This window comes from Streptomyces dengpaensis (assembly GCF_002946835.1).
Classification (GTDB): Bacteria; Actinomycetota; Actinomycetes; order Streptomycetales; family Streptomycetaceae; genus Streptomyces; species Streptomyces dengpaensis.
Window position 1 is genome coordinate 6483731 of record NZ_CP026652.1, and the last position, 20554, is coordinate 6504284.

Sequence of the window (20554 nt, forward strand, 5' to 3'; positions counted from 1 at the left end):
CCCGTAAGGGCCCCCTAAAGGGTTCCCATGCGTTACGGGAGCGTTGTGAGAGCGGTCTGGAGGCCGGTCTGCCAGGGCTTACAGACCGGGGATCCGGCCGTTGCGGAACAGGTCCACGAAGATCTGGTGGTCGGCACGCGCGCGTGCGCCGTAGCTGTGCGCGAAGTCCACCAGGAGGTTCGCGAAGCCGTCCTCGTCGGCGGCGATGGCCGCGTCGATGGCCCGCTCCGTGGAGAACGGCACCAGCTCCGAGTGGCCGCTCTCGTCGTCCGCCGCCGCGTGCATCGTGGCCGTGGCCCGGCCGAGGTCCGCGACGACCGAGGCGATCTCCTCGGGGTCGTCGATGTCTCCCCAGTCCAGGTCCACCGCGTACGGCGACACCTCGGCGACCAGCTGACCCGCGGCGTCCAGTTCGGTCCAGCCCAGCCACGGGTCGGCGTGCGCCTGGAGGGCGCGCTGCGAGATCACCGTGCGGTGGCCCTCGTGCTCGAAGTACTCGCGGATCGCGGCGTCCGTGATGTGCCGGGAGACGGCCGGGGTCTGGGCCTGCTTGATGTAGATCACGACATCGTTCTCCAGGGCGTCGCTGTTGCCCTCCAGAAGGATGTTGTACGACGGCAGGCCGGCTGAGCCGATGCCGATGCCGCGGCGGCCCACGACGTCCTTCACGCGGTACGAGTCCGGGCGGGCCAGCGACGACTCCGGCAGCGTCTCCAGATAGCCGTCGAAGGCCGCGAGCACCTTGTAGCGGGTGGCGGCGTCCAGCTCGATGGAGCCGCCGCCGGGCGCGAAGCGGCGCTCGAAGTCACGGATCTCGGTCATCGAGTCGAGCAGCCCGAAACGCGTCAGGGAGCGGGCGTCACGCAGGGCGTCCAGGAGCGGGCCCTCGGCGGTCTCCAGCGTGAAGGGCGGCACCTCGTCGCTCTTGGCGCCGGCGGCGAGGGCGTGGATCCGCTCGCGGTAGGCGGCCGCGTACACCGTGACCAGCTCGGTGATCTGCTCGTCGCTGAGCGCCTTCGCGTACCCGATGAGCGCCACGGAGGCCGCGAAGCGCTTGAGGTCCCAGGTGAAGGGCCCGACGTACGCCTCGTCGAAGTCGTTCACGTTGAAGATCAGGCGGCCCTGGGAGTCCATGTACGTGCCGAAGTTCTCGGCGTGCAGGTCGCCGTGGATCCAGACCCGGGAGGTCCGCTCGTCCAGGTACGGTCCGCCCCGCCTCTCCTGGTCGAGGTCGTGGTAGAAGAGGCCCGCCGCGCCCCGGTAGAACGCGAACGCGGAGGCCGCCATCTTGCGGAACTTCACGCGGAACGCTGCCGGGTCGGCGGCCAGGAGCTCGCCGAAGGCGGTGTCGAAGACGGCGAGGATCTGCTCGCCGCGTTGCTCGGCGCTGAGCTGCGGGACCGACATCGCTGGGTGCCTCCTGGTGCAGGTGGTGCGGGACGGATGGGACGGGCGCGCCATCCCTGGTCAGACCGTCCGCCCAGGTCGACGGACGGGTCCGTTGACTTCCAACGGACGACGGTACGCCGGAGTGCCCGGATCCCGTCGGCGACGGTATGCCCGGGATCCGAGTACCCGCACGACGGTACGTGTGATCCTCCGCGGAGTGTCAGTCCCGCGTCATAGACTTCGACGCTGTCCCCCCAGACTGTCCGCAGCCTGTCGACGATTGCCCACCCGTCACCCGACCACCGCCCCTCATCGAGGCTCCCCCAGAGCTGAACGCCTGGGGGGACCCCCATCGCGCCGCAGTAACTATTTGGAGGCCGAAGCCGTGTCAAAGCCGCCGTTCACGCACCTGCACGTCCACACCCAGTACTCGCTGCTGGACGGTGCCGCGCGGCTCAAGGACATGTTCAATGCCTGCAATGAGATGGGCATGACACACATCGCCATGAGCGACCACGGCAACCTCCACGGGGCGTACGACTTCTTCCACTCGGCCCAGAAGGCGGGCGTCACTCCGATCATCGGCATCGAGGCGTACGTCGCCCCGGAGTCCCGGCGCAACAAGCGCAAGATCCAGTGGGGCCAGCCGCACCAGAAGCGCGACGACGTGTCCGGTTCGGGTGGTTATACGCACAAGACGATCTGGGCGGCGAACAAGACGGGCCTGCACAACCTCTTCCGGCTCTCCTCGGACGCGTACGCCGAGGGCTGGCTGCAGAAGTGGCCCCGCATGGACAAGGAGACCATCTCCCAGTGGTCCGAGGGGCTCATCGCCTCCACCGGCTGCCCCTCCGGCGAGCTCCAGACGCGCCTGCGCCTCGGCCAGTTCGACGAGGCCCTGAAGTCGGCCGCCGAATACCAGGACATCTTCGGCAAGGACCGGTACTTCCTGGAGCTGATGGACCACGGCATCGAGATCGAGCGCCGGGTCCGCGACGGCCTCCTGGAGATCGGCAAGAAGCTCGGCATCCCGCCCCTGGTGACGAACGACTCGCACTACACGTACGCGCACGAGGCGACCGCGCACGACGCCCTGCTCTGCATCCAGACCGGCAAGAACCTCTCCGACCCGGACCGCTTCAAGTTCGACGGCACCGGCTACTACCTGAAGTCCACGGACGAGATGTACGCCATCGACTCCTCGGACGCCTGGCAGGAGGGCTGCGCCAACACCCTCCTGGTCGCCGAGCAGATCGACACCACGGGGATGTTCGAGAAGCGCGACCTGATGCCCAAGTTCGACATCCCGGAGGATGGCTACACCGAGGTCACCTGGTTCAAGGAGGAGGTCCGGCGCGGCATGGCGCGCCGCTACCCCGGAGGTGTCCCCGAGGACCGCCAGAAGCAGGCGGACTACGAGATGGACGTCATCATCCAGATGGGGTTCCCGGGCTACTTCCTCGTCGTCGCCGACTTCATCATGTGGGCCAAGAAGAACGGCATCGCGGTCGGCCCCGGCCGAGGCTCCGCCGCCGGCTCGATCGTCGCGTACGCCATGGGCATCACCGACCTCGACCCGATCGAGCACGGACTGATCTTCGAGCGGTTCCTCAACCCCGAGCGTGTCTCCATGCCCGACGTCGACATCGACTTCGACGAGCGCAGGCGCGTCGAAGTGATCAGGTACGTGACCGAGAAATACGGCGCCGACAAGGTCGCCATGATCGGCACCTACGGCAAGATCAAGGCAAAGAACGCGATCAAGGACTCCGCGCGCGTGCTGGGCTACCCGTACGCGATGGGCGACCGCCTCACCAAGGCCATGCCCGCCGACGTCCTCGGCAAGGGCATCGACCTCGACGGCATCACCAACTCCTCGCACCCGCGCTACAGCGAGGCGGGCGAGATCCGGGGGATGTACGAGAACGAGCCGGACGTGAAGAAGGTCATCGACACCGCCAAGGGCGTGGAGGGCCTGGTCCGGCAGATGGGCGTGCACGCGGCCGGCGTGATCATGTCCAGCGAGCCCATCGTCGACCACGCCCCGATCTGGGTCCGCCACACCGACGGCGTCACCATCACACAGTGGGACTACCCGCAGTGCGAGTCGCTCGGCCTGCTGAAGATGGACTTCCTGGGCCTGCGCAACCTGACCATCATGGACGACGCCGTCAAGATGGTGGAGGCCAACAAGGGCATCAAGCTGGAGCTCCTCGACGTCCCGCTCGACGACCCCAAGACGTACGAGATGCTCTGCCGCGGTGACACGCTCGGCGTGTTCCAGTTCGACGGCGGCCCGATGCGTTCGCTGCTGCGCCAGATGCAGCCCGACAACTTCGAGGACATTTCCGCCGTCTCGGCCCTGTACCGGCCGGGCCCGATGGGCATGAACTCGCACATCAACTACGCGGAGCGCAAGAACGGCCGCCAGGAGATCACCCCGATCCACCCGGAGCTCGAAGAGCCCCTGAAGGAGACGCTCGGCCTCACCTACGGCCTCATCGTCTACCAGGAGCAGGTGCAGAAGGCCGCCCAGATCATCGCCGGCTACTCGCTCGGCGAGGCCGACATCCTGCGTCGCGTGATGGGCAAGAAGAAGCCCGAGGAACTGGCGAAGAACTTCACCATCTTCCAGGAGGGCGCCAAGAAGAACGGCTTCAGCGACGCGGCGATCCAGGCCCTGTGGGACGTACTGGTCCCCTTCGCCGGATACGCGTTCAACAAGGCGCACTCCTCCGCGTACGGCCTGGTCACCTACTGGACCGCGTACCTGAAGGCGAACTACCCGGCCGAGTACATGGCGGCGCTGCTGACCTCGGTCAAGGACGACAAGGACAAGTCGGCGGTCTACCTCAACGAATGCCGCCGCATGGGCATCAGGGTGCTCCCGCCGAACGTCAACGAGTCGGTGCACAACTTCGCCGCCCAGGGCGACGACGTGATCCTCTTCGGCCTGGAGGCCGTGCGCAACGTCGGCACGAACGTGGTCGAGTCGATCATCCGCTCCCGCAAGGCGAAGGGGAAGTACGCCTCCTTCCCCGACTACCTGGACAAGGTCGAGGCCACCGCCTGCAACAAGCGCACCACCGAATCGCTCATCAAGGCGGGCGCGTTCGACACCCTGGGGCACACCCGCAAGGGCCTCACCGCGCAGTACGAGCCGATGATCGACAACGTGGTGGCGGTCAAGCGCAAGGAGGCCGAGGGGCAGTTCGACCTCTTCGGCGGGATGGACGAGGACAGCGACGAGCCGGGCTTCGGGCTCGACGTCGAGTTCACCGCCGACGAGTGGGACAAGACGTATCTGCTCGCCCAGGAGCGGGAGATGCTCGGCCTGTACGTCTCCGACCACCCGCTCTTCGGCCTGGAGAACGTGCTGTCCGACAAGGCGGACGCCGGTATCGGGCAGTTGACCGGCGGTGACTTCTCGGACGGCGCCGTGGTGACCGTCGGCGGCATCATCTCGGGCCTGCAGCGCAAGATGACCAAGCAGGGCAACGCCTGGGCCATCGCCACGGTGGAGGACCTCGCGGGCTCCATCGAGTGCATGTTCTTCCCGGCGACCTACCAGCTGGTGTCGACCCAACTCGTCGAGGACGCGGTCGTGTTCGTCAAGGGACGCCTCGACAAGCGCGAGGACGTGCCGCGGCTCGTGGCGATGGAGATGCAGGTCCCGGACCTGTCGAACGCGGGCACCAACGCGCCCGTGATCCTCACCATCCCGGCGGTCAAGGTCACCCCGCCCATGGTCAGCCGCCTCGGCGAGATCCTCGGCCACCACAAGGGCGAGAGCGAGGTCCGCATCAGGCTCCAGGGCCCGCGCAAGACCACGGTGCTCCGGCTCGACCGGCACCGCGTGAAGCCGGATCCGGCGCTCTTCGGCGACCTGAAGGTGCTGCTGGGCCCGTCCTGCCTGGCGGGCTGACACACACCCGTCGGCCGCGCACCGCACCCGTCGGCTTCATACCCGTCGGCTTCACACCGTCGGCCGCGCACACGTCGACACGGCCGTACGCACGTCAACAGACGTACGCGAGGGGCGCATCCGTCATTGGATGCGCCCCTCGGTGTGTGCCTGGGCCTCACGAGCCCTGTCGGGCCTCAAATGCCCTATAGGGCTTCAACGGCCCGCGCGACGGCCTCAGTTGTGGCCGAAGCGCTTCTGCTGCTTACGGGCAACATCGGCGGGGCTGCCCTGGGCGTGCGTCATCGGCGACTGCGTTGCTTCCGCCGAGGACCGCTGCGCCTGCTCCTGCGCACGCTCGGCCTGCGAGGAGCGGTCCTGCTGGCCGCCCTGCTTGCGGTTCTTGTTTTTGGCCATGGTGATCTGCCTCCTGAAGGGGGTCTAGGGGCCAGGGCCGCGACCAGATTCACATAGGCTGACAAGCAGCGCATTTCAGAGAATTACCGTGTGTAATGAGCCCTGTCGGAGCGTCCCTGCCGGGGCACGATCCTTCGATCCGCCACGCCGAAGATCGAGTTCCGGCCGTTAACCTCCGCACGGTCGGGCAGACTCGAAGGAAGCCCGAAGCAAACCTCCCGGAAAGAGGGTGGATCGCGTGGACCGCTGCATCGTCCTGGTGGACGCCGGGTATCTGCTCGGGGCTGCTGCCAGTCTCCTCGCCGGGGAGCCCTCGCGGTCCCGGATCACCGTCGACCACGCCGCCCTCATCCAGGGCCTGCGCGAGCGCGCCGAGTCCGACACGGAGCGGCCCCTGTTGCGCATCTACTGGTTCGACGGCGCACCCGACCGCGTACCGCAACCGGAGCACCGCAGGCTGCGCGTGATGCCGCGCGTGACGGTGCGCCTGGGCGCGCTGACCCGCAGCGACGGACGCTGGGCCCAGAAGGGCGTGGACGCCGCCATGCACGCCGAGCTGACCGAGCTGGCCCGTAACCGCGCCTGCTCCGACGTGGTCCTGGTGACCGGCGACGGGGATCTGCTGCCGGGCATGATGGCAGCCAAGGAGCACGGGGTCGCCGTACACCTGTGGGCCGTACAGGCCGCGGACGGTGACTACAACCAGTCCGAGGACCTCGTCGCCGAGGCCGACGAGCGGCGCGTGCTCGACCGGGCCTGGATCACCCAGGCCGTGCGCGCCAAGGATCTCGGCGGGATCTGCGCGCCGCCGCCCGCGCCGCGCCCCGAGATCGCCGCGATCCTCTCCGCGCCGCTGCCGGACTCGGCGCTCGCCTCGGCCGCCGAGCGGCCCGGGCAGGAGGCCGAACACGCCACGGCGGCCGAGTCGCAGAACGGCACCGAGGAGCGGGTGCCCGCGCCCAAGGGCGTTCCCACGCCGAAGGACCTGGCGGCGCTGCGCGGCCCCGGCACGCAGCCCGCCCAGCACCCCGCGAGCGCCACGCTGCGCTGGTCCTCCGACAAGGGCTGGATCGAGCGGCCCGGGGGCCCCACGGAGTCCGCGGAGGCCGCCTTGCTGCCCACCCTCGCCCAGCTCACCACCGCCGAGCAGCGGTGGGCGGACCGCGAGGAGGACATCACCACGGTCGGCGGCGATCCGTACGAGGTGGGGCAGGTCTTCGCGCGCCGCTGGATGGAGCGGCTCACCGACCCGAGCCACCTGCAGAAGCTGTCCACGATGTACCCGCGCATCCCGCACCGGGTCGACGGCGAGCTCCTGCGCTACGCGGCCCGCTTCGGCCTGCTCGCCCACAAGGACGACCAGATCGACGAGCACGACCGGTACGCGATCCGGGCGGGCTTCTGGCGCGAGATCGACGTGCGCACGGCGGCGGAACACGTGCCGGCGGGGGAGTGAGCGCACCCGCCGAGCGGTGGGACGAGGTCCCCGGGCGCATCGGGTGAGCGGTGGGACGAGGTCCCCGGGCGCATCGGCTGAGCGGTGAGGCGGGGGCCCCCGGGCGCACCGGGTGAGCCGTGAGGCGGGGTCCCCGGGGGGCCCGCGCGGCGTGGGGCCGGGGCCTCGCGCGGCGTGGAGCCGAGGCCCCGGGCGCATAACGGGGCATCGGACCCCGTAGGCTCGTCCCTCGTGAGTACGCGCACCGCACAGACAGTCCGGAACGGACACAGAGGCGATGTCGTGTGCGCGGTGCGCGGTCTGAGCAAGACCTATCCGGCGGTACGCGGACGCCGGGGCGCCCCCGGAACGCCCGAGGTGCGGGCCACCGACGGTGTACGGCTGGACATCCGGCGCGGTGAGATCTTCGGGCTGCTCGGGCCGAACGGCGCGGGCAAGTCGACCCTCGTACGGCAGTTGACCGGGCTCATGCGCCCCGACAGCGGCAGCGTGGAGATCCTCGGGCACGACATCGTGCGCCACCCGGAGCGGGCGGCGCGCATCCTCGCGTACCTCGGGCAGGAGTCCACCGCCCTCGACGAGCTGACCGTGTCGCTCGCCGCCGAGACGACCGCGCGGCTGCGCGGGCTCAACCTCCGCGAGGCCCGGGCCGAGCGGGACGCCGTCCTCGACGAACTGGGCCTCACCCACCTCGCCGCCCGCCCCCTGAACAAGCTGTCCGGCGGGCAGCGGCGGCTCGCGTGCCTCGCCGCCGCCCTCGTGGGGGAGCGGCCGCTGCTCGTCCTCGACGAGCCGACCACCGGCATGGACCCTGTCGCCCGCCGCGCCGTCTGGTCCGCGATCGACCGGCGCCGGGCCGAGCGCGGCACGACCGTGCTGCTGGTCACCCACAACGTGATCGAGGCCGAGACCGTCCTCGACCGGGTCGCCGTCCTCGACCGGGGCCGCGTCATCGCCTGCGACACCCCGGCCGGGCTGAAGGAGCGGGTCGCGGGCGAGGTGCGGGTCGAACTCGTCTGGCGCGCGAGCGCTCCGCTCCACGTCCCCGAGGTCGCCGCGCTGCGCGCCCGCGCCGTCGAGTCGGGCCGCAGCTGGACCCTGCGGCTCGCCCCCGAGGAGGCCCGTGCGGCCGTCGCCACGGTCACTGGTGGCGCCGCCTTCGCCGCCCTCGACGACTTCACACTGACCACACCGAGCCTGGAGGACGTGTACCTCGCGCTCGGGGGCGATACGCAGGGGCTGGTGAAGGCGTGAGTAACTGGGACGCGGAATCCGTACGTAGGCGGCGAGAGCCGGTGTGCGTTCGGAACCCGAGGGCGGCTGTGGGTGTACGGAACTCGCGGGTGGCTGTGGGTGTACGGAACTCGCGGGTGGCTGTGGGTGTACGGAACGCGCGGGTGGCCGTGGGTGTACGGAACGCGCGGGTGGCTGTGGGTGTACGGAACGCGCGGGTGGCCGTGGGTGTACGGAACCCGCGGGTGGCCGCAGGCTTCGGGAACGAGATGGCTGCCGGAGTGAAGAACAGGACGGCTGCCGGAGTGAAGGGGAGCAGCTCGACGTGAGTGTCGTACCCGCTGGAGTTCTGCCGGGCAGTGCGCTGCCCGTGGCCGAGGACGCCGGTGACGCCGCGGAGCTGGGGCCGCGCGCGCGGCTGTGGCCGTCGCTCGGCGCCGTGTACCGCGCGCAGCTCTCCCGGGCCCGCGTCGCGCGGATCCCGCTGCTGTTCGTGGCCACCTTCCAGTCCATCGGGATCATGATCCTGATGCGGGGCGTGGTGGACGACGGAGGCGAGGCCCGGGCCGTGGTGGCCGGGTCGTCGGTCCTCGTGGTGGCCTTCGTCGCCCTCAACCTCCTCGCGCAGTACTTCGGGCAGCTGCGTGCCAGCGGCGGGCTCGACCACTACGCGACGCTGCCCGTGCCGCCGGCCGCCGTGGTGCTCGGCGCCGCCGGCGCGTACGCGTCCTTCACGGTGCCCGGGACGATCGCCACCGCCGTGTTCGGCTCCGTGCTCTTCGGGCTGCCGCTGGCCCACCTGTGGGTGCTCGCCGCGGTCATCCCGCTCGCGGGTGCCGCGCTCGCCGGGCTCGGCGCCGCACTCGGGCTGCTCGCGCCACGGCCCGAACTCGCCACGCTGCTCGGGCAGTTGGGGATGTCGGCCGCGCTGCTGCTCGGGGTGCTGCCGGCGGACCGGCTGCCCACCTTCGTGCAGTACGGCCGTGATCTGCTGCCCTCGACCTATGGCGTCGAGGCCTTCGCCCGCACCTTCGGGGCGCACCCCGACTGGACCGCTGTCCTCGGTGACCTGGCCGTCTGCGCCGGTGTCGGGGTGGCCTCGCTGGCCCTCGCGACCTGGGCGTACCGTCGGGCAGCCGTCCGGTGACGCGGCTGACAGCTGGGCCTGGCACGATGTCAGGGTGACCGCTCCGTTGACTCCGCCTCCGCCGCCGCATGAACAGTCCTCGAACCGTGCCTGGCAGGCTTCGCCCGTTTCCGGGCCGGGGGCTCCCGCCCCGTATCAGGCCGCGTACGCCGCGTATGACGTCTCGTATGGACAGGACGGCCCCGGGATGAAGACCGAAGTGCGGGAGGCCGCCGTGATCACGGTGGTGATGGCGCTCGCGGGGGCGCTGCTCGGGGTGTTGTGGTGGCGGCTGGCGCCGCATGTGCCGTTGGTCGCGGACGACAGCGCGGTGTATCTGAAGGACACCGAGGGGGAGCAGGCCATCGGGGTCGATGGGACGTTCACTCTGCTGGCGTTGGCGTTCGGTGCGGTGAGTGCGCTGGTCGTGTTCCTGGTGCGGCGGCGTGGGGGTGTGCCGCTGGTGGTCGCGCTCGCGGTGGGCGGGCTTCTGGGGTCGTTGCTCGCGTGGCGGGTCGGGATGTGGCTCGGGCCCACGCAGGACGTGGTCGCGCACGCCAAGGCCGTGGGCAAGGGGGTGACGTTCTCCGCGCCGCTCAAGCTCGGGGCGAAGGGGGCGTTGCTGGCCTGGTCGCTCGCGGGTCTGGTGGTGCACCTCGGGCTCACGGCGCTCTTCGGGCCCCGGGATCCCGACCCGTACGAGCAGAGCTCGTACGGCGGCGGGCCGCCGGCTCCGGTCGCCTAGGCAGGCGTTTTTCGCCCCCGCCGCCCCTCCTACCCATTCCCATCACTTGGGGGCTCCGCCCCCAAACCCCCCGCTCCTCAAACGCCGGAGGGGCTGATTCCCAGCCCCTCCGGCGTGCGGGGTCATGCCGGGCGGCGGCCGTGGTTTGCGCGGCCCTTTCGGATGCGCCACTTGCGTTTGCGGGTTTTCTTCGACATGTCCCTCGTGCTTAGCCGAGGACGGGACACACGTCGAGGGGTCACGCACGGGCGACGGGCGCCAGCACCGCTTCCGTGAGCTTCGCGAGGTCGTCGGGGGCGAGCTCGACCTCAAGACCCCGGCGGCCCGCCGACACGCAGACCGTGGTGTGCCGGCCGGCGGACGAGTCCAGCACCGTGCGCAGCTTCTTGCGCTGGCCCAGGGGCGAGATGCCGCCGCGGACGTAGCCCGTGGTGCGCTCGGCCGCCGCCGGATCCGCCATCGCCGCGCGCTTCCCGCCCACCGCCGTGGCCAGGGCCTTCAGGTCCAGGGAGCCGGCCACCGGGACCACCGCGACGACGAGCGAGCCGTCCACGTCCGCCACCAGGGTCTTGAAGACCCGGTCCGGCGAGACGCCCATCGCCTCGGCGGCCTCCTCGCCGTAGGAGGGGTGGGACGGGTCGTGCTCGTAGGAGTGCACCGTGTACGGGACGCCCGCCTCCGTCAGCGCCACCGTGGCCGGGGTGCCCCCGGGCTGCTGCTTCTTCGGCTTCTTCGCCATCGGCCTTCTCGAATACGTCAGTTGAGACTCGTCGTTCGGGACTCGTCCTTCGAGACTCATCGTTTGAGACTCGTCGTTCAGTTGAGGCTCGTCGGGCCGCGCGTCAGGTCCGACGCCGGCAACGACGGCAGATTACGGATGATCGCGGTCTCGGCGCGCAGCAGTTTCAGCTCGGCGCGCAGGCGCGACGCCGTGTCCGGGGCCTGGAGCAGCAGCTGCCTCGCCGGGATGTCCAGCATCACGGCGGCCGCCACCAGGTAGGAGACCACCGCGGGCTCGTCCGGCAGATCGGCGCCGGTCGACAGTGAGCGCTCCGACGCGCCCGCCAGGCGCTTCTGGTACTGGCGGAAGGCCCGCAGGACCCCCTCGGCGAGCGCGCCCGCCTCCTCGCCGGGCTCCTCCGGCAGTTCCTCCAGCTCGGCCGTGAGGAACGCCCCGGAGGCGTCCACCGAAAGGAGCCGTACGCGCGTGGTTCCGGTGGCCAGCACCTCGAAGCTGCCGTCGGCGCGCTCCCGGATGGTCGCCGCGTCCGCGATGCAGCCCACCTCGTGGAAGGCCTTCGCCGGATCGTCGCCGAACCCGGCGGCGGGCCCGCGCTCGGGCACGGCGGTCTGGTCCGGCAGGCCGGGCAAGGAGGGCGCGACCTCGTAGCCGTCGCGGATGGCGACGACGGCGAACCGGCGCGGTTCGTCCTCGGGGGTCTTGAGCAGATCGCGCATCATGGCGCGATAGCGCTCCTCGAACACGTTCAGAGGAAGCACGAGCCCCGGGAAGAGCACCGAGTTCAGGGGGAAGAGCGGGAGCCGGACGGTGGTCACGACGGGCAAGCCTAATGGCCGGCGGAGTGGGCGCGTCCGTCGCGCCCGCTCTCCGGGCGCGGATCGGGACCTGGCGGACGCGGCGGGAGGCCCGAAGCGGCCGCCAGACGGACGCGGTCGCGCAGCTCCAGGAACCGGCCGAGCGGGTCGTCCGACCCCCGGTCCCAGGGGAACGAGGTCGCGTACGGGCCGATCAGGCGGAGCTGTTCCAGGGCTTCCGTCCAGCGTTCCAGCCTGATCAGGACGTACGCGAGGAGATTGCGGACCTCCGCGGGCCACGGGTCGACGGCGCGGTACGTCGCGGAGACGGCGATCGCCAGGTCGGCCGCCGCGTCGAGGCGCTCGCGCGGCACCGCCGCCCCGCCGCCCTCGGTCAGGTACGCGAAGGCCGCGCGCACCGGCAGCACCTGCACCAGGGAGCCCGGCAGAGCGTCCTGGGCGGCCCGCTCGGCGAAGTCGAAGCACTCGCGGTGGGAGCGCCGACTGGTCTGAGGGGTGTCCTCGCAGGAAGCACAGCACGCGGCCGGCAGATCGCAGCACGCGGCCGACAGATACTGCAGGGCGGCCACATGGCAGCCGTAGTGGTGCGGAGAGCGTCGTACGGCCTCGCCCCACAGCTTCTCGAACTCGGCGTGCCCGACGTTCGTGCCGCGGGCGTGGTCGAGCGCGATCCGCCAGGGCACCGGATCGCGGGGATCGCCCTCGGCGGCGGCGGTGATCAGCGGGCCGATCTGGCGCAGCAGTTCGACGCGGGCGGGCGACTCCCAGGCGCGGCGCACCGCGAGCTCGGCCCTGACGAGCAGCACGTCCGGGTCGTGCGGGCTGGCGGCCTGCCACTTCCGGAGCCACTCGTCGCGGGAGCGCGCGAAGGTCGCGAGGCCTGTCGCGTACCGGTCGCGGCTCTCCCACTCGGCGGCCTCGCGCGTGGTGGCGAGCAGCTCGGCGGCGGGGCCGTACTCGCCGCGGCCCGCCGCGACGAGCGCGGGGCCGAGGCGTTCGTCCGGGGCGTCGAGCAGTATCTCGTCGTCGGCGGGCAGTCCGGCGGCGAGACGCGAAGTGGTCCGTTCCATCCGTGCCGTACGGAGGAACGCGCGCAGCAGAGCCATGGTGAAGACCATTGAAAGCTGCAGGTCGGAGCTGTGCCAGGGGGTGAAGTGTGACGCTTTTGTAACCATCTCTTGGTTGTACGGCCAACAGTCAAGGCATGGCAAAAGGTGACTGCTGTTCTACTGTTCGTACGTCAGCCGCGCCGCAGCATCCGCGTGGCCCCCGCCGCCACCGTCGTCGCCAGGATCCAGCCGACGAGGATCACCATCGCGGCCAGCCACTGCCAGCCGCCGCGCAGTTGCCAGAAGCCGACCTGGCCGAGGTCGATGACCGGCAGCAGCAGGTCCAGGGCGAACAGCGAGGCGTTCCACGGCGGATGCTCGCCGCTCTTGATCGGCGGATGGCTGGCATGCGAGAACGCCACCGACGTCGCCGCCCACAGCACCGCCATCCACAGGGCGGCCCGCCCGGGCCGGTACCCGTAGGCGACCGTCCAGTCCTGCGCGTATCCCCAGAGTTTGGCAGCGAGCGGCAGGGTCTCGCGGCGGCGGCGCTGCTTGGCGAGCAGCACCTCGCGCGCGTCCTCGTCCTCGCCGGAGTTGCGCAGCACGGTGGCGAGGCGCTCGTACGGCTCCGGGTTGTACTCGGGCGTCGCCGCCGCCACCCACTCCAGGCGCCGGGTCAGCGGGAACGCGCCCTGCGGTACGAGGTTCTCGTAACCGAAGCCGCCCATGTGCAGGCTGCCGGGCCCCGGCCAACTCGACGCCCTGTCCACCAGGTTGACGACCTTCGCGCCCGACAGCACGACCTTGCCGCGCTCGGGCCGCTCCCCGAGGAAGCGCAGCTCGGGCGTCTGGACCCGGCGCAGCGACAGCTCCTGGTCGTCGTCGAAGGCGAACCGGGCCCGCTCGAAGTCGACGGCGTCCCCGAATCGCCCGTCGTCCAGGCGGATTCCGCCCTGGCACTCGAACCGCTGCACCAGCGTGCCGCGCGCCGGGGTGGTGCCGCTGGTCAGCAGGGGATTGCCGACGGCCGCGGGGGTCATGTACAGCGTCCGGTTGACGGTCAGCTGGGGCGCGTTCAGGGCGAGCCGCGTGTACGGGTTGCTCAGCTTGCTGCCGCGCAGGCTGAGCGACACGCCGACGGTGGCGCCGCGCAGGCTCAGCTCGCCGTGCGACTCCAGCATCTCCGCCTGGAGGTCCTGCCCGACGGTCATGCCGTCGCCGGTGATCGAGCGCCCGCGCCGGTCGCGGTAGACCACGGCCTGGTTGAGCAGCAGATCCGTGCCGATGCGCGCGTCGGTCAGCCGTACCCCGTTGTGGAAGCGGCAGCGCGGCAGATGCAGATCGCCCTCGGTGTGCAGCCGGGCCGCCTCCAGACGCGGCACCGAGCAGTCCACCAGGCGTACGGTCGCGAACCGGGCCTCCGGCAGCAGGATCTCCTTCTCGAACCGGCACCCCTTCATCTCGACGTACGGCTCCACCGTGCCGCCCGCGAGATCGAGGACGTCGGTGATCTGCACGCCGGTCAGTTTCAGGGAAGGGACGCGGCCCGGGAGCGGGGGAGGGCCGTCGAGCAGCAGCCACGCCACGATCCGTGCCCGGACGCTGCGCTCCGGGCCCCAGGGATGGCCGCCGTGCGGATCGTCGACGGTCGCGTCCCCGCTGCGCAGGTCGTACACGCTGCCGTTGCGGAAGGCCTGCCACATCCCGGCTTCGGCGGCGGTCAGTTCGTCCGGCAGGTCCCCATCGCGGATGCCGGCACCCTCGGTCACGGCACTTTCCTTCCTCCCCAGCTACTCGCGGGTTTCGTACATCCGTCCCATGCCCGCTCAGTGACTGCGCGAACGCTATCGGTGAAGCGGATCTTCCGCGGAACCGAAGGTGGCTTGTATCAGCCATTGATACAGGCGTCCAGCGCGTTGTCGCCGTCTGAGAGAATTGGGACCGTGATCTCCCGAATCGATCTGCGCGGCGACGCCCTCCCCGAGGGCCCGGCCCTGCGCGACCTGCTGCCCCGAGCCGACTTCGACGTTCAGGCCGCCCTGGAGAAGGTGCGTCCGATCTGCGAGGCGGTTCATCATCGGGGAGACGCGGCGCTGATCGACTACGCGGAGAAGTTCGATGGGGTACGGCTGGATTCCGTCCGTGTGCCGGCCCGGGCGCTCAAGGACGCCCTGGAGCAGCTCGACCCGGCCGTGCGCGCGGCCCTGGAGGAGTCCATCCGCCGCGCCCGTCTGGTCCACCGCGAGCAGCGCCGTACGACGCACACCACCCAGGTCGTGCCCGGCGGCTCGGTCACCGAGAAGTGGGTGCCGGTCGAGCGCGTCGGCCTGTACGCGCCGGGTGGCCGCTCGGTCTACCCGTCGTCCGTGGTCATGAACGTCGTGCCCGCGCAGGAGGCAGGCGTCGAGTCGATCGCGCTCGCCTCACCGGCGCAGGCCGATTTCAACGGCCTGCCGCACCCGACGATCCTCGCCGCGTGCGCCCTGCTCGGCGTCGGCGAGGTGTACGCCGCCGGCGGCGCGACGGCCGTGGCGATGTTCGCGTACGGCACCGAGTCCTGCCCGCCCGCCAACATGGTCACCGGCCCCGGCAACATCTGGGTCGCCGCCGCCAAGCGTTACTTCACCGGCAAGATCGGCATCGACGCCGAGGCCGGCCCGACCGAGATCGCGATCCTCGCCGACTCCACCGCCGACCCGGTGTACGTCGCCTCCGACCTGATCAGCCAGGCCGAGCACGATCCGCTGGCGGCGGCGGTGCTGGTCACCGACTCCGCCGAGCTGGCGGACGCGGTGGAGAAGGAGCTGGAGCCGCAGGTCGCCGCGACCAAGCACATCGACGACCGGATCGTCCCGGCCCTCAAGGGCAAGCAGTCCGCGATCGTCCTCGTCGACGGCGTCGACGAGGGCCTGCGGGTGGTCGACGCGTACGGCGCCGAGCACCTGGAGATCCAGACGGCCGACGCCGCCGCGGTGGCCGACCGGGTCCGCAACGCCGGCGCGATCTTCATCGGCCCCTGGGCGCCGGTCTCGCTGGGCGACTACGCGGCCGGGTCCAACCATGTCCTGCCCACCGGCGGCTGCGCCTGCCACTCCTCGGGCCTGTCCGTACAGTCCTTCCTGCGCGGCATCCACATCGTGGACTACACGCGCGATGCCCTCGCCGACGTGGCGCATCACGTGGTGACGCTGGCGGAGGCGGAGGACCTGCCGGCCCACGGTGCGGCAATCAAGGCTCGTTTTGCCGGAGGCGAACGAATCGGGCACAGCGGGTGGAAGGTTCCTGAAGGCAAGTGACTGGCATCGACGATCTCCCCGTACGGGACGAGCTGCGCGGCAAGACCCCCTATGGCGCGCCCCAACTCGATGTCCCCGTACGGCTGAACACCAACGAGAACCCGTACTCGCTGCCGGAGCCGCTCGTCGAGCGGATCGCCGAGCGGGTGCGCGAGGCCGCCCGCGACCTCAACCGCTACCCCGACCGGGACGCGGTGGAGCTGCGCACCGAGCTGGCCAAGTACCTGACGAGGACCGGCAAGCACCAGGTCGGCATCGAGAACGTCTGGGCCGCCAACGGTTCGAACGAGATCATCCAGCAGCTGCTGCAGACCTTCGGCGGACCGGGCCGTGCGGCCATCGGTTTCGAGCCGTCGTACTCGATGCACGCGCTCATCGCGCGCGGCACCGGCACGGGATGGATCTCGGGTCCCCGCAACGAGGACTTCACGATCGACCTGGCCGCCGCCGCGAAGGCGATCGCCGAGAACCGCCCCGACGTCGTCTTCATCACCACCCCCAACAACCCCACGGGCAACGCGGTCCCGCGCGAGACGGTTCTCGCGCTGTACGAGGCCGCGCAGGCGGCGAAGCCGTCGATGGTGATCGTGGACGAGGCGTACATCGAGTTCAGCCACGGCGACTCGCTGCTGCCCCTGATCGAAGGCCGGCCGAATCTCGTCGTCTCGCGGACGATGTCGAAGGCGTTCGGCGCGGCGGGTCTGCGGCTCGGCTATCTTGCCGCCCATCCCGCCGTCGTGGACGCCGTCCAGCTCGTCCGGCTGCCGTACCACCTGTCGGCCGTCGCGCAGGCGACCGCGCTGGCGGCCCTGGAGCACACCGACACGCTGCTGAAGTACGTCGAGCAGCTGAAGGCGGAGCGGGACCGCCTGGTCGCCGAACTGCGGGCGATCGGCTGCGAAGTGACCGAGTCGGACGCCAACTTCGTGCAGTTCGGGCGCTTCGCCGACGCGCACACGGCCTGGCAGAAGATCCTCGACCGGGGTGTCCTGGTCCGCGACAACGGCGTACCGGGGTGGCTGCGGGTGAGCGCCGGAACCCCTGCCGAAAACGACGCGTTCCTCGACGCGGTACGTGAACTGAAGAAGGAGCAGAGCGCATGAACCGCGTAGGACGCGTGGAACGAGTGACGAAGGAGACGTCGGTCCTCGTCGAGATCGATCTCGACGGGTCCGGCAAGGTCGATGTGTCGACAGGCGTCGGCTTCTACGACCACATGCTGGACCAGCTCGGCCGGCACGGTCTGTTCGACCTGACCGTGAAGACCGAGGGCGACCTGCACATCGACTCGCACCACACCATCGAGGACACCGCCCTCGCGCTGGGCGCCGCCTTCAAGCAGGCGCTCGGCGACAAGGTGGGGATTTATCGATTCGGCAACTGCACGGTCCCGCTGGACGAGTCGCTCGCCCAGGTGACCGTCGACCTGTCCGGCCGCCCGTACCTCGTGCACACCGAGCCCGAGAAGATGGCGCCGATGATCGGCGAGTACGACACGACGATGACCCGGCACATCCTGGAGTCCTTCGTCGCCCAGGCCCAGATCGCATTGCACGTGCACGTGCCCTACGGGCGCAACGCGCACCACATCGTGGAGTGCCAGTTCAAGGCGCTGGCCCGCGCGCTGCGCTACGCCTCCGAGCGCGACCCGCGCGCTGCCGGAATCCTCCCCTCCACGAAGGGCGCGCTGTGACAGGCCTGTCGAGCATCCTGATCGTCGTCGGACTCTTCCTCCTCGGCGGCGTCTACTCCTTCGTCAAGCAGAAGATGCCGAAGGGGCTCATCGTGCTGCTCTCCATCGGCGCCGCGATGTGTCTCGTCGCGGGCATCGTGAGGCTGGAGGTCTGGAATTGAGTACCTCTACGAACGTGGTCGTCTTCGACTACGGCTTCGGCAATGTGCGGTCCGCCGAGCGCGCCCTCGCGCGCGCGGGCGCGGACGTCGAGATCACGCGTGACTTCGACAAGGCCATGAACGCGGACGGGCTGCTGGTGCCGGGCGTCGGCGCCTTCGCCGCCTGCATGCACGGCCTCAAGGAAGCACGCGGCGACTGGATCATCGACCGCCGTCTCGCCGGTGGCCGCCCGGTCATGGGCATCTGCGTCGGCATGCAGATCCTCTTCGCGCGGGGCATCGAGCACGGCGTGGAGACCAAGGGCCTCGACGAGTGGCCCGGCTCGGTCGAGCCGCTCCAGGCGGACATCGTGCCCCACATGGGCTGGAACACGGTCGACGCGCCGCCCGCGTCGGAGCTCTTCGCCGGGGTCGACGCCGACGCGCGCTTCTACTTCGTTCACTCGTACGGGGTCCACGACTGGACCCTCGAAGCGACGAACCCCACGATGCAGGCGCCGCTGGTGACCTGGTCGACGTACGGCAAGCCCTTCGTGGCGGCCGTTGAGAACGGTCCCCTGTCGGCCACCCAGTTCCACCCCGAGAAGTCCGGCGACGCCGGAGCCCAGCTCCTCACCAACTGGATCGGAACACTGTGAGCAAGCTCGAACTCCTCCCCGCCGTCGACGTCCGCGACGGCCAGGCCGTCCGCCTCGTGCACGGCGAGTCCGGTTCGGAGACCTCGTACGGGTCTCCCCTGGAGGCCGCTCTTGCCTGGCAGAGCGCGGGCGCCGAGTGGCTGCACCTCGTCGACCTGGACGCCGCGTTCGGCACCGGCGACAACAGGGCGCTGATCTCCGAGGTCACCCGGGCGATGGACATCAAGGTGGAGCTGTCCGGCGGCATCCGGGACGACGCGTCGCTGGCGGCCGCCCTCGCCACCGGCTGCACCCGGGTGAATCTGGGAACCGCCGCGCTGGAGACCCCGGAGTGGGTCGCCAAGGTCATCGCCGAGTTCGGCGACAAGATCGCGGTCGGTCTCGACGTACGCGGTACGACCCTGCGCGGCCGCGGCTGGACCCGCGACGGCGGCGACCTCTACGAGACGCTGGAGCGCCTCAACAAGGAGGGCTGCGCGCGGTACGTCGTCACCGACATCGCCAAGGACGGCACGCTCCAGGGCCCGAACCTGGAGCTGCTGCGCAACGTGTGCGCGGCGACGGACCGGCCGGTCGTCGCCTCCGGCGGCGTGTCGTCGCTCGACGACCTGCGCGCCATCGCCGAGCTGGTGCCCCTCGGTGTCGAGGGCTCCATCGTCGGGAAGGCCCTGTACGCGAAGGCGTTCACCCTCGAAGAGGCCCTGGAGGCGGTGGCCCAGTGAGCGACGTACGACGCGTCACGACGGGCGCGCCCTGGGAGGATGCCTTCGGCTACTCCCGCGCGGTGGAGCTGCCGAACGGCCTGGTGCTGGTGGCCGGCTGCAACTCAGTGGTCGACGGAGCGATCGTCGGCGGCGACCCGTACGAGCAGGCGGTCAACTCCTTCAACGTCGCGCTCGCGGCGCTGGAGCAGATCGGCCTCGGCCGCGACGACGTCGTCCGTACGCGCATGTACATCACCCACGCCCGGGACGTGGAGGAGGTCGGCCGCGCCCACAAGGAGCTGTTCGACTCCGTGCGTCCCGTCTCATCCATGATCATCGTCTCCGGCTTCGTGGACCCGCGTCTGGTCGTCGAGGTCGAGGTGGAGGCGAGCCGCCCCGGCGGAGAATACGGAGCTTCGTCAGCATGACCCTTGCCGTACGAGTCATCCCCTGCCTGGACGTGGACAACGGCCGGGTCGTCAAGGGTGTCAACTTCCAGAACCTGCGCGACGCGGGCGACCCCGTCGAGATGGCCAAGGTGTACGACGCCGAGGGCGCCGACGAGCTGACGTTCCTGGACATCACCGCGTCCTCCGGCGACCGCGAGACCACGTACGACGTGGTGCGCCGTACGGCCGAGCAGGTCTTCATCCCGCTGACGGTGGGCGGCGGTGTCCGCACCGCCGAGGACGTGGACAAGCTGCTGCGGGCGGGCGCGGACAAGGTCGGCGTCAACACGGCCGCGATCGCCCGGCCCGACCTCATCCGTGAGATCGCGGAGCGGTTCGGTCGGCAGGTGCTGGTCCTGTCGGTGGACGCGCGGCGGACTCCGACCGGGAGCTTCGAGGTCACCACCCACGGCGGCCGCAAGGGCACCGGCATCGACGCCGTCGAGTGGGCGCACCGGGCCGCCGAGCTGGGCGCGGGCGAGATCTTGCTCAACTCGATGGACGCGGACGGCACGAAGGACGGGTACGACATCGAGATGATCGAGGCCGTACGCAAGCACGTGACCGTGCCGCTCATCGCGAGCGGCGGCGCGGGGCGGCTCGCCGACTTCCCGCCGGCCGTCGCCGCCGGCGCCGACGCGGTGCTCGCCGCGTCCGTCTTCCACTTCGGGGATCTGCGGATCGGTGAGGTGAAGGAGACGTTGCGGGGGGCGGGGCATCCCGTTCGCTGAGGG

The 20554-nt window shown here is 70.5% G+C and carries 19 protein-coding genes; 13 read left to right on the top strand and 6 right to left on the bottom strand.

Features of this window, described 5'->3' with window-relative positions:
• Positions 1 to 78 precede the first annotated feature (78 nt).
• The gene (locus C4B68_RS29850) at positions 79 to 1407 is read right to left on the bottom strand and encodes a DUF2252 domain-containing protein (protein WP_099501046.1); all 1329 of its coding nucleotides are present in this window, start codon (positions 1405 to 1407) and stop codon (positions 79 to 81) included.
• 367 nt (positions 1408 to 1774) lie between these two features.
• Between C4B68_RS29850 and dnaE the strand changes: the two genes are divergently transcribed.
• A complete protein-coding gene (dnaE, locus tag C4B68_RS29860) occupies positions 1775 to 5314 on the top strand; it encodes a DNA polymerase III subunit alpha (RefSeq protein WP_099501047.1) in 3540 nt (1179 codons plus the stop codon).
• Between the two features lie 216 nt (positions 5315 to 5530).
• Here dnaE and C4B68_RS29865 read toward each other — a convergent pair whose 3' ends face one another.
• Positions 5531 to 5710, bottom strand: coding sequence for a hypothetical protein (locus C4B68_RS29865; RefSeq protein ID WP_099501049.1), 180 nt, complete (start codon positions 5708 to 5710; stop codon positions 5531 to 5533).
• Between the two features lie 238 nt (positions 5711 to 5948).
• On the opposite strand from C4B68_RS29865, the gene C4B68_RS29870 reads away from it, so the two are divergent.
• The 4 genes from C4B68_RS29870 to C4B68_RS29890 all read left to right on the top strand — a co-directional run bounded on the left by C4B68_RS29870 (position 5949) and on the right by C4B68_RS29890 (position 10270).
• Entirely contained in the window at positions 5949 to 7166 is a 1218-nt protein-coding gene (locus C4B68_RS29870; RefSeq protein WP_099501190.1) for an NYN domain-containing protein, read from the top strand.
• 282 nt (positions 7167 to 7448) lie between these two features.
• On the top strand, positions 7449 to 8420 hold the full coding sequence (locus tag C4B68_RS29875) for an ABC transporter ATP-binding protein (protein ID WP_099501051.1): 972 nt from the start codon (positions 7449 to 7451) through the stop codon (positions 8418 to 8420).
• Positions 8421 to 8724: 304 nt separating this feature from the next.
• Positions 8725 to 9546, top strand: coding sequence for an ABC transporter permease (locus tag C4B68_RS29885; RefSeq protein WP_099501052.1), 822 nt, complete (start codon positions 8725 to 8727; stop codon positions 9544 to 9546).
• A 34-nt stretch (positions 9547 to 9580) separates the two neighbouring features.
• Positions 9581 to 10270 carry an AAA family ATPase gene (locus C4B68_RS29890; RefSeq protein ID WP_099501054.1) on the top strand — a complete coding sequence of 230 codons (690 nt, stop codon included), beginning with the start codon at positions 9581 to 9583 and terminating at the stop codon, positions 10268 to 10270.
• Between the two features lie 238 nt (positions 10271 to 10508).
• Here the strand turns inward: C4B68_RS29890 and ybaK are convergent, their stop codons facing one another.
• From ybaK to C4B68_RS29910, 4 genes are all read right to left on the bottom strand, one after another.
• Positions 10509 to 11009 (bottom strand): Cys-tRNA(Pro) deacylase, encoded by a 501-nt coding sequence (ybaK, locus tag C4B68_RS29895; RefSeq protein ID WP_099501056.1) that lies wholly within the window; start codon positions 11007 to 11009, stop codon positions 10509 to 10511.
• 77 nt (positions 11010 to 11086) lie between these two features.
• Positions 11087 to 11827, bottom strand: coding sequence for an LON peptidase substrate-binding domain-containing protein (locus tag C4B68_RS29900; protein ID WP_099501192.1), 741 nt, complete (start codon positions 11825 to 11827; stop codon positions 11087 to 11089).
• Between the two features lie 11 nt (positions 11828 to 11838).
• The gene (locus C4B68_RS29905; RefSeq protein WP_099501193.1) at positions 11839 to 12933 is read right to left on the bottom strand and encodes a hypothetical protein; all 1095 of its coding nucleotides are present in this window, start codon (positions 12931 to 12933) and stop codon (positions 11839 to 11841) included.
• Positions 12934 to 13067: 134 nt separating this feature from the next.
• The gene (locus C4B68_RS29910; protein WP_099501058.1) at positions 13068 to 14648 is read right to left on the bottom strand and encodes an oxidoreductase; all 1581 of its coding nucleotides are present in this window, start codon (positions 14646 to 14648) and stop codon (positions 13068 to 13070) included.
• A 174-nt stretch (positions 14649 to 14822) separates the two neighbouring features.
• On the opposite strand from C4B68_RS29910, the gene hisD reads away from it, so the two are divergent.
• Genes hisD through hisF form a run of 8 tightly spaced genes read left to right on the top strand, consistent with a single transcriptional unit; the run spans position 14823 to position 20551 of the window.
• Positions 14823 to 16175 (top strand): histidinol dehydrogenase, encoded by a 1353-nt coding sequence (gene hisD / locus C4B68_RS29915; protein ID WP_099501059.1) that lies wholly within the window; start codon positions 14823 to 14825, stop codon positions 16173 to 16175.
• Positions 16172 to 17278 carry a histidinol-phosphate transaminase gene (locus C4B68_RS29920; protein ID WP_099501061.1) on the top strand — a complete coding sequence of 369 codons (1107 nt, stop codon included), beginning with the start codon at positions 16172 to 16174 and terminating at the stop codon, positions 17276 to 17278. The genes hisD and C4B68_RS29920 overlap by 4 nt, the downstream gene beginning before the upstream one ends.
• Complete coding sequence (hisB, locus tag C4B68_RS29925) at positions 17275 to 17868, top strand: imidazoleglycerol-phosphate dehydratase HisB (RefSeq protein ID WP_030318918.1); 594 nt, start codon at positions 17275 to 17277, stop codon at positions 17866 to 17868. The genes C4B68_RS29920 and hisB overlap by 4 nt, the downstream gene beginning before the upstream one ends.
• Positions 17865 to 18029, top strand: coding sequence for a hypothetical protein (locus tag C4B68_RS42150; protein ID WP_167459192.1), 165 nt, complete (start codon positions 17865 to 17867; stop codon positions 18027 to 18029). Before hisB ends, C4B68_RS42150 begins: the two co-directional genes overlap by 4 nt.
• A complete protein-coding gene (gene hisH, locus C4B68_RS29930) occupies positions 18020 to 18667 on the top strand; it encodes an imidazole glycerol phosphate synthase subunit HisH (RefSeq protein WP_099501195.1) in 648 nt (215 codons plus the stop codon). The genes C4B68_RS42150 and hisH overlap by 10 nt, the downstream gene beginning before the upstream one ends.
• Positions 18664 to 19389, top strand: a complete 726-nt coding sequence (priA, locus tag C4B68_RS29935; RefSeq protein WP_099501063.1) for a bifunctional 1-(5-phosphoribosyl)-5-((5-phosphoribosylamino)methylideneamino)imidazole-4-carboxamide isomerase/phosphoribosylanthranilate isomerase PriA — start codon at positions 18664 to 18666, stop codon at positions 19387 to 19389. Before hisH ends, priA begins: the two co-directional genes overlap by 4 nt.
• Positions 19386 to 19799, top strand: a complete 414-nt coding sequence (locus C4B68_RS29940; protein WP_099501065.1) for a RidA family protein — start codon at positions 19386 to 19388, stop codon at positions 19797 to 19799. The genes priA and C4B68_RS29940 overlap by 4 nt, the downstream gene beginning before the upstream one ends.
• A complete protein-coding gene (gene hisF, locus C4B68_RS29945) occupies positions 19796 to 20551 on the top strand; it encodes an imidazole glycerol phosphate synthase subunit HisF (RefSeq protein ID WP_099501067.1) in 756 nt (251 codons plus the stop codon). Before C4B68_RS29940 ends, hisF begins: the two co-directional genes overlap by 4 nt.
• The last annotated feature ends 3 nt before the right edge of the window (positions 20552 to 20554 follow it).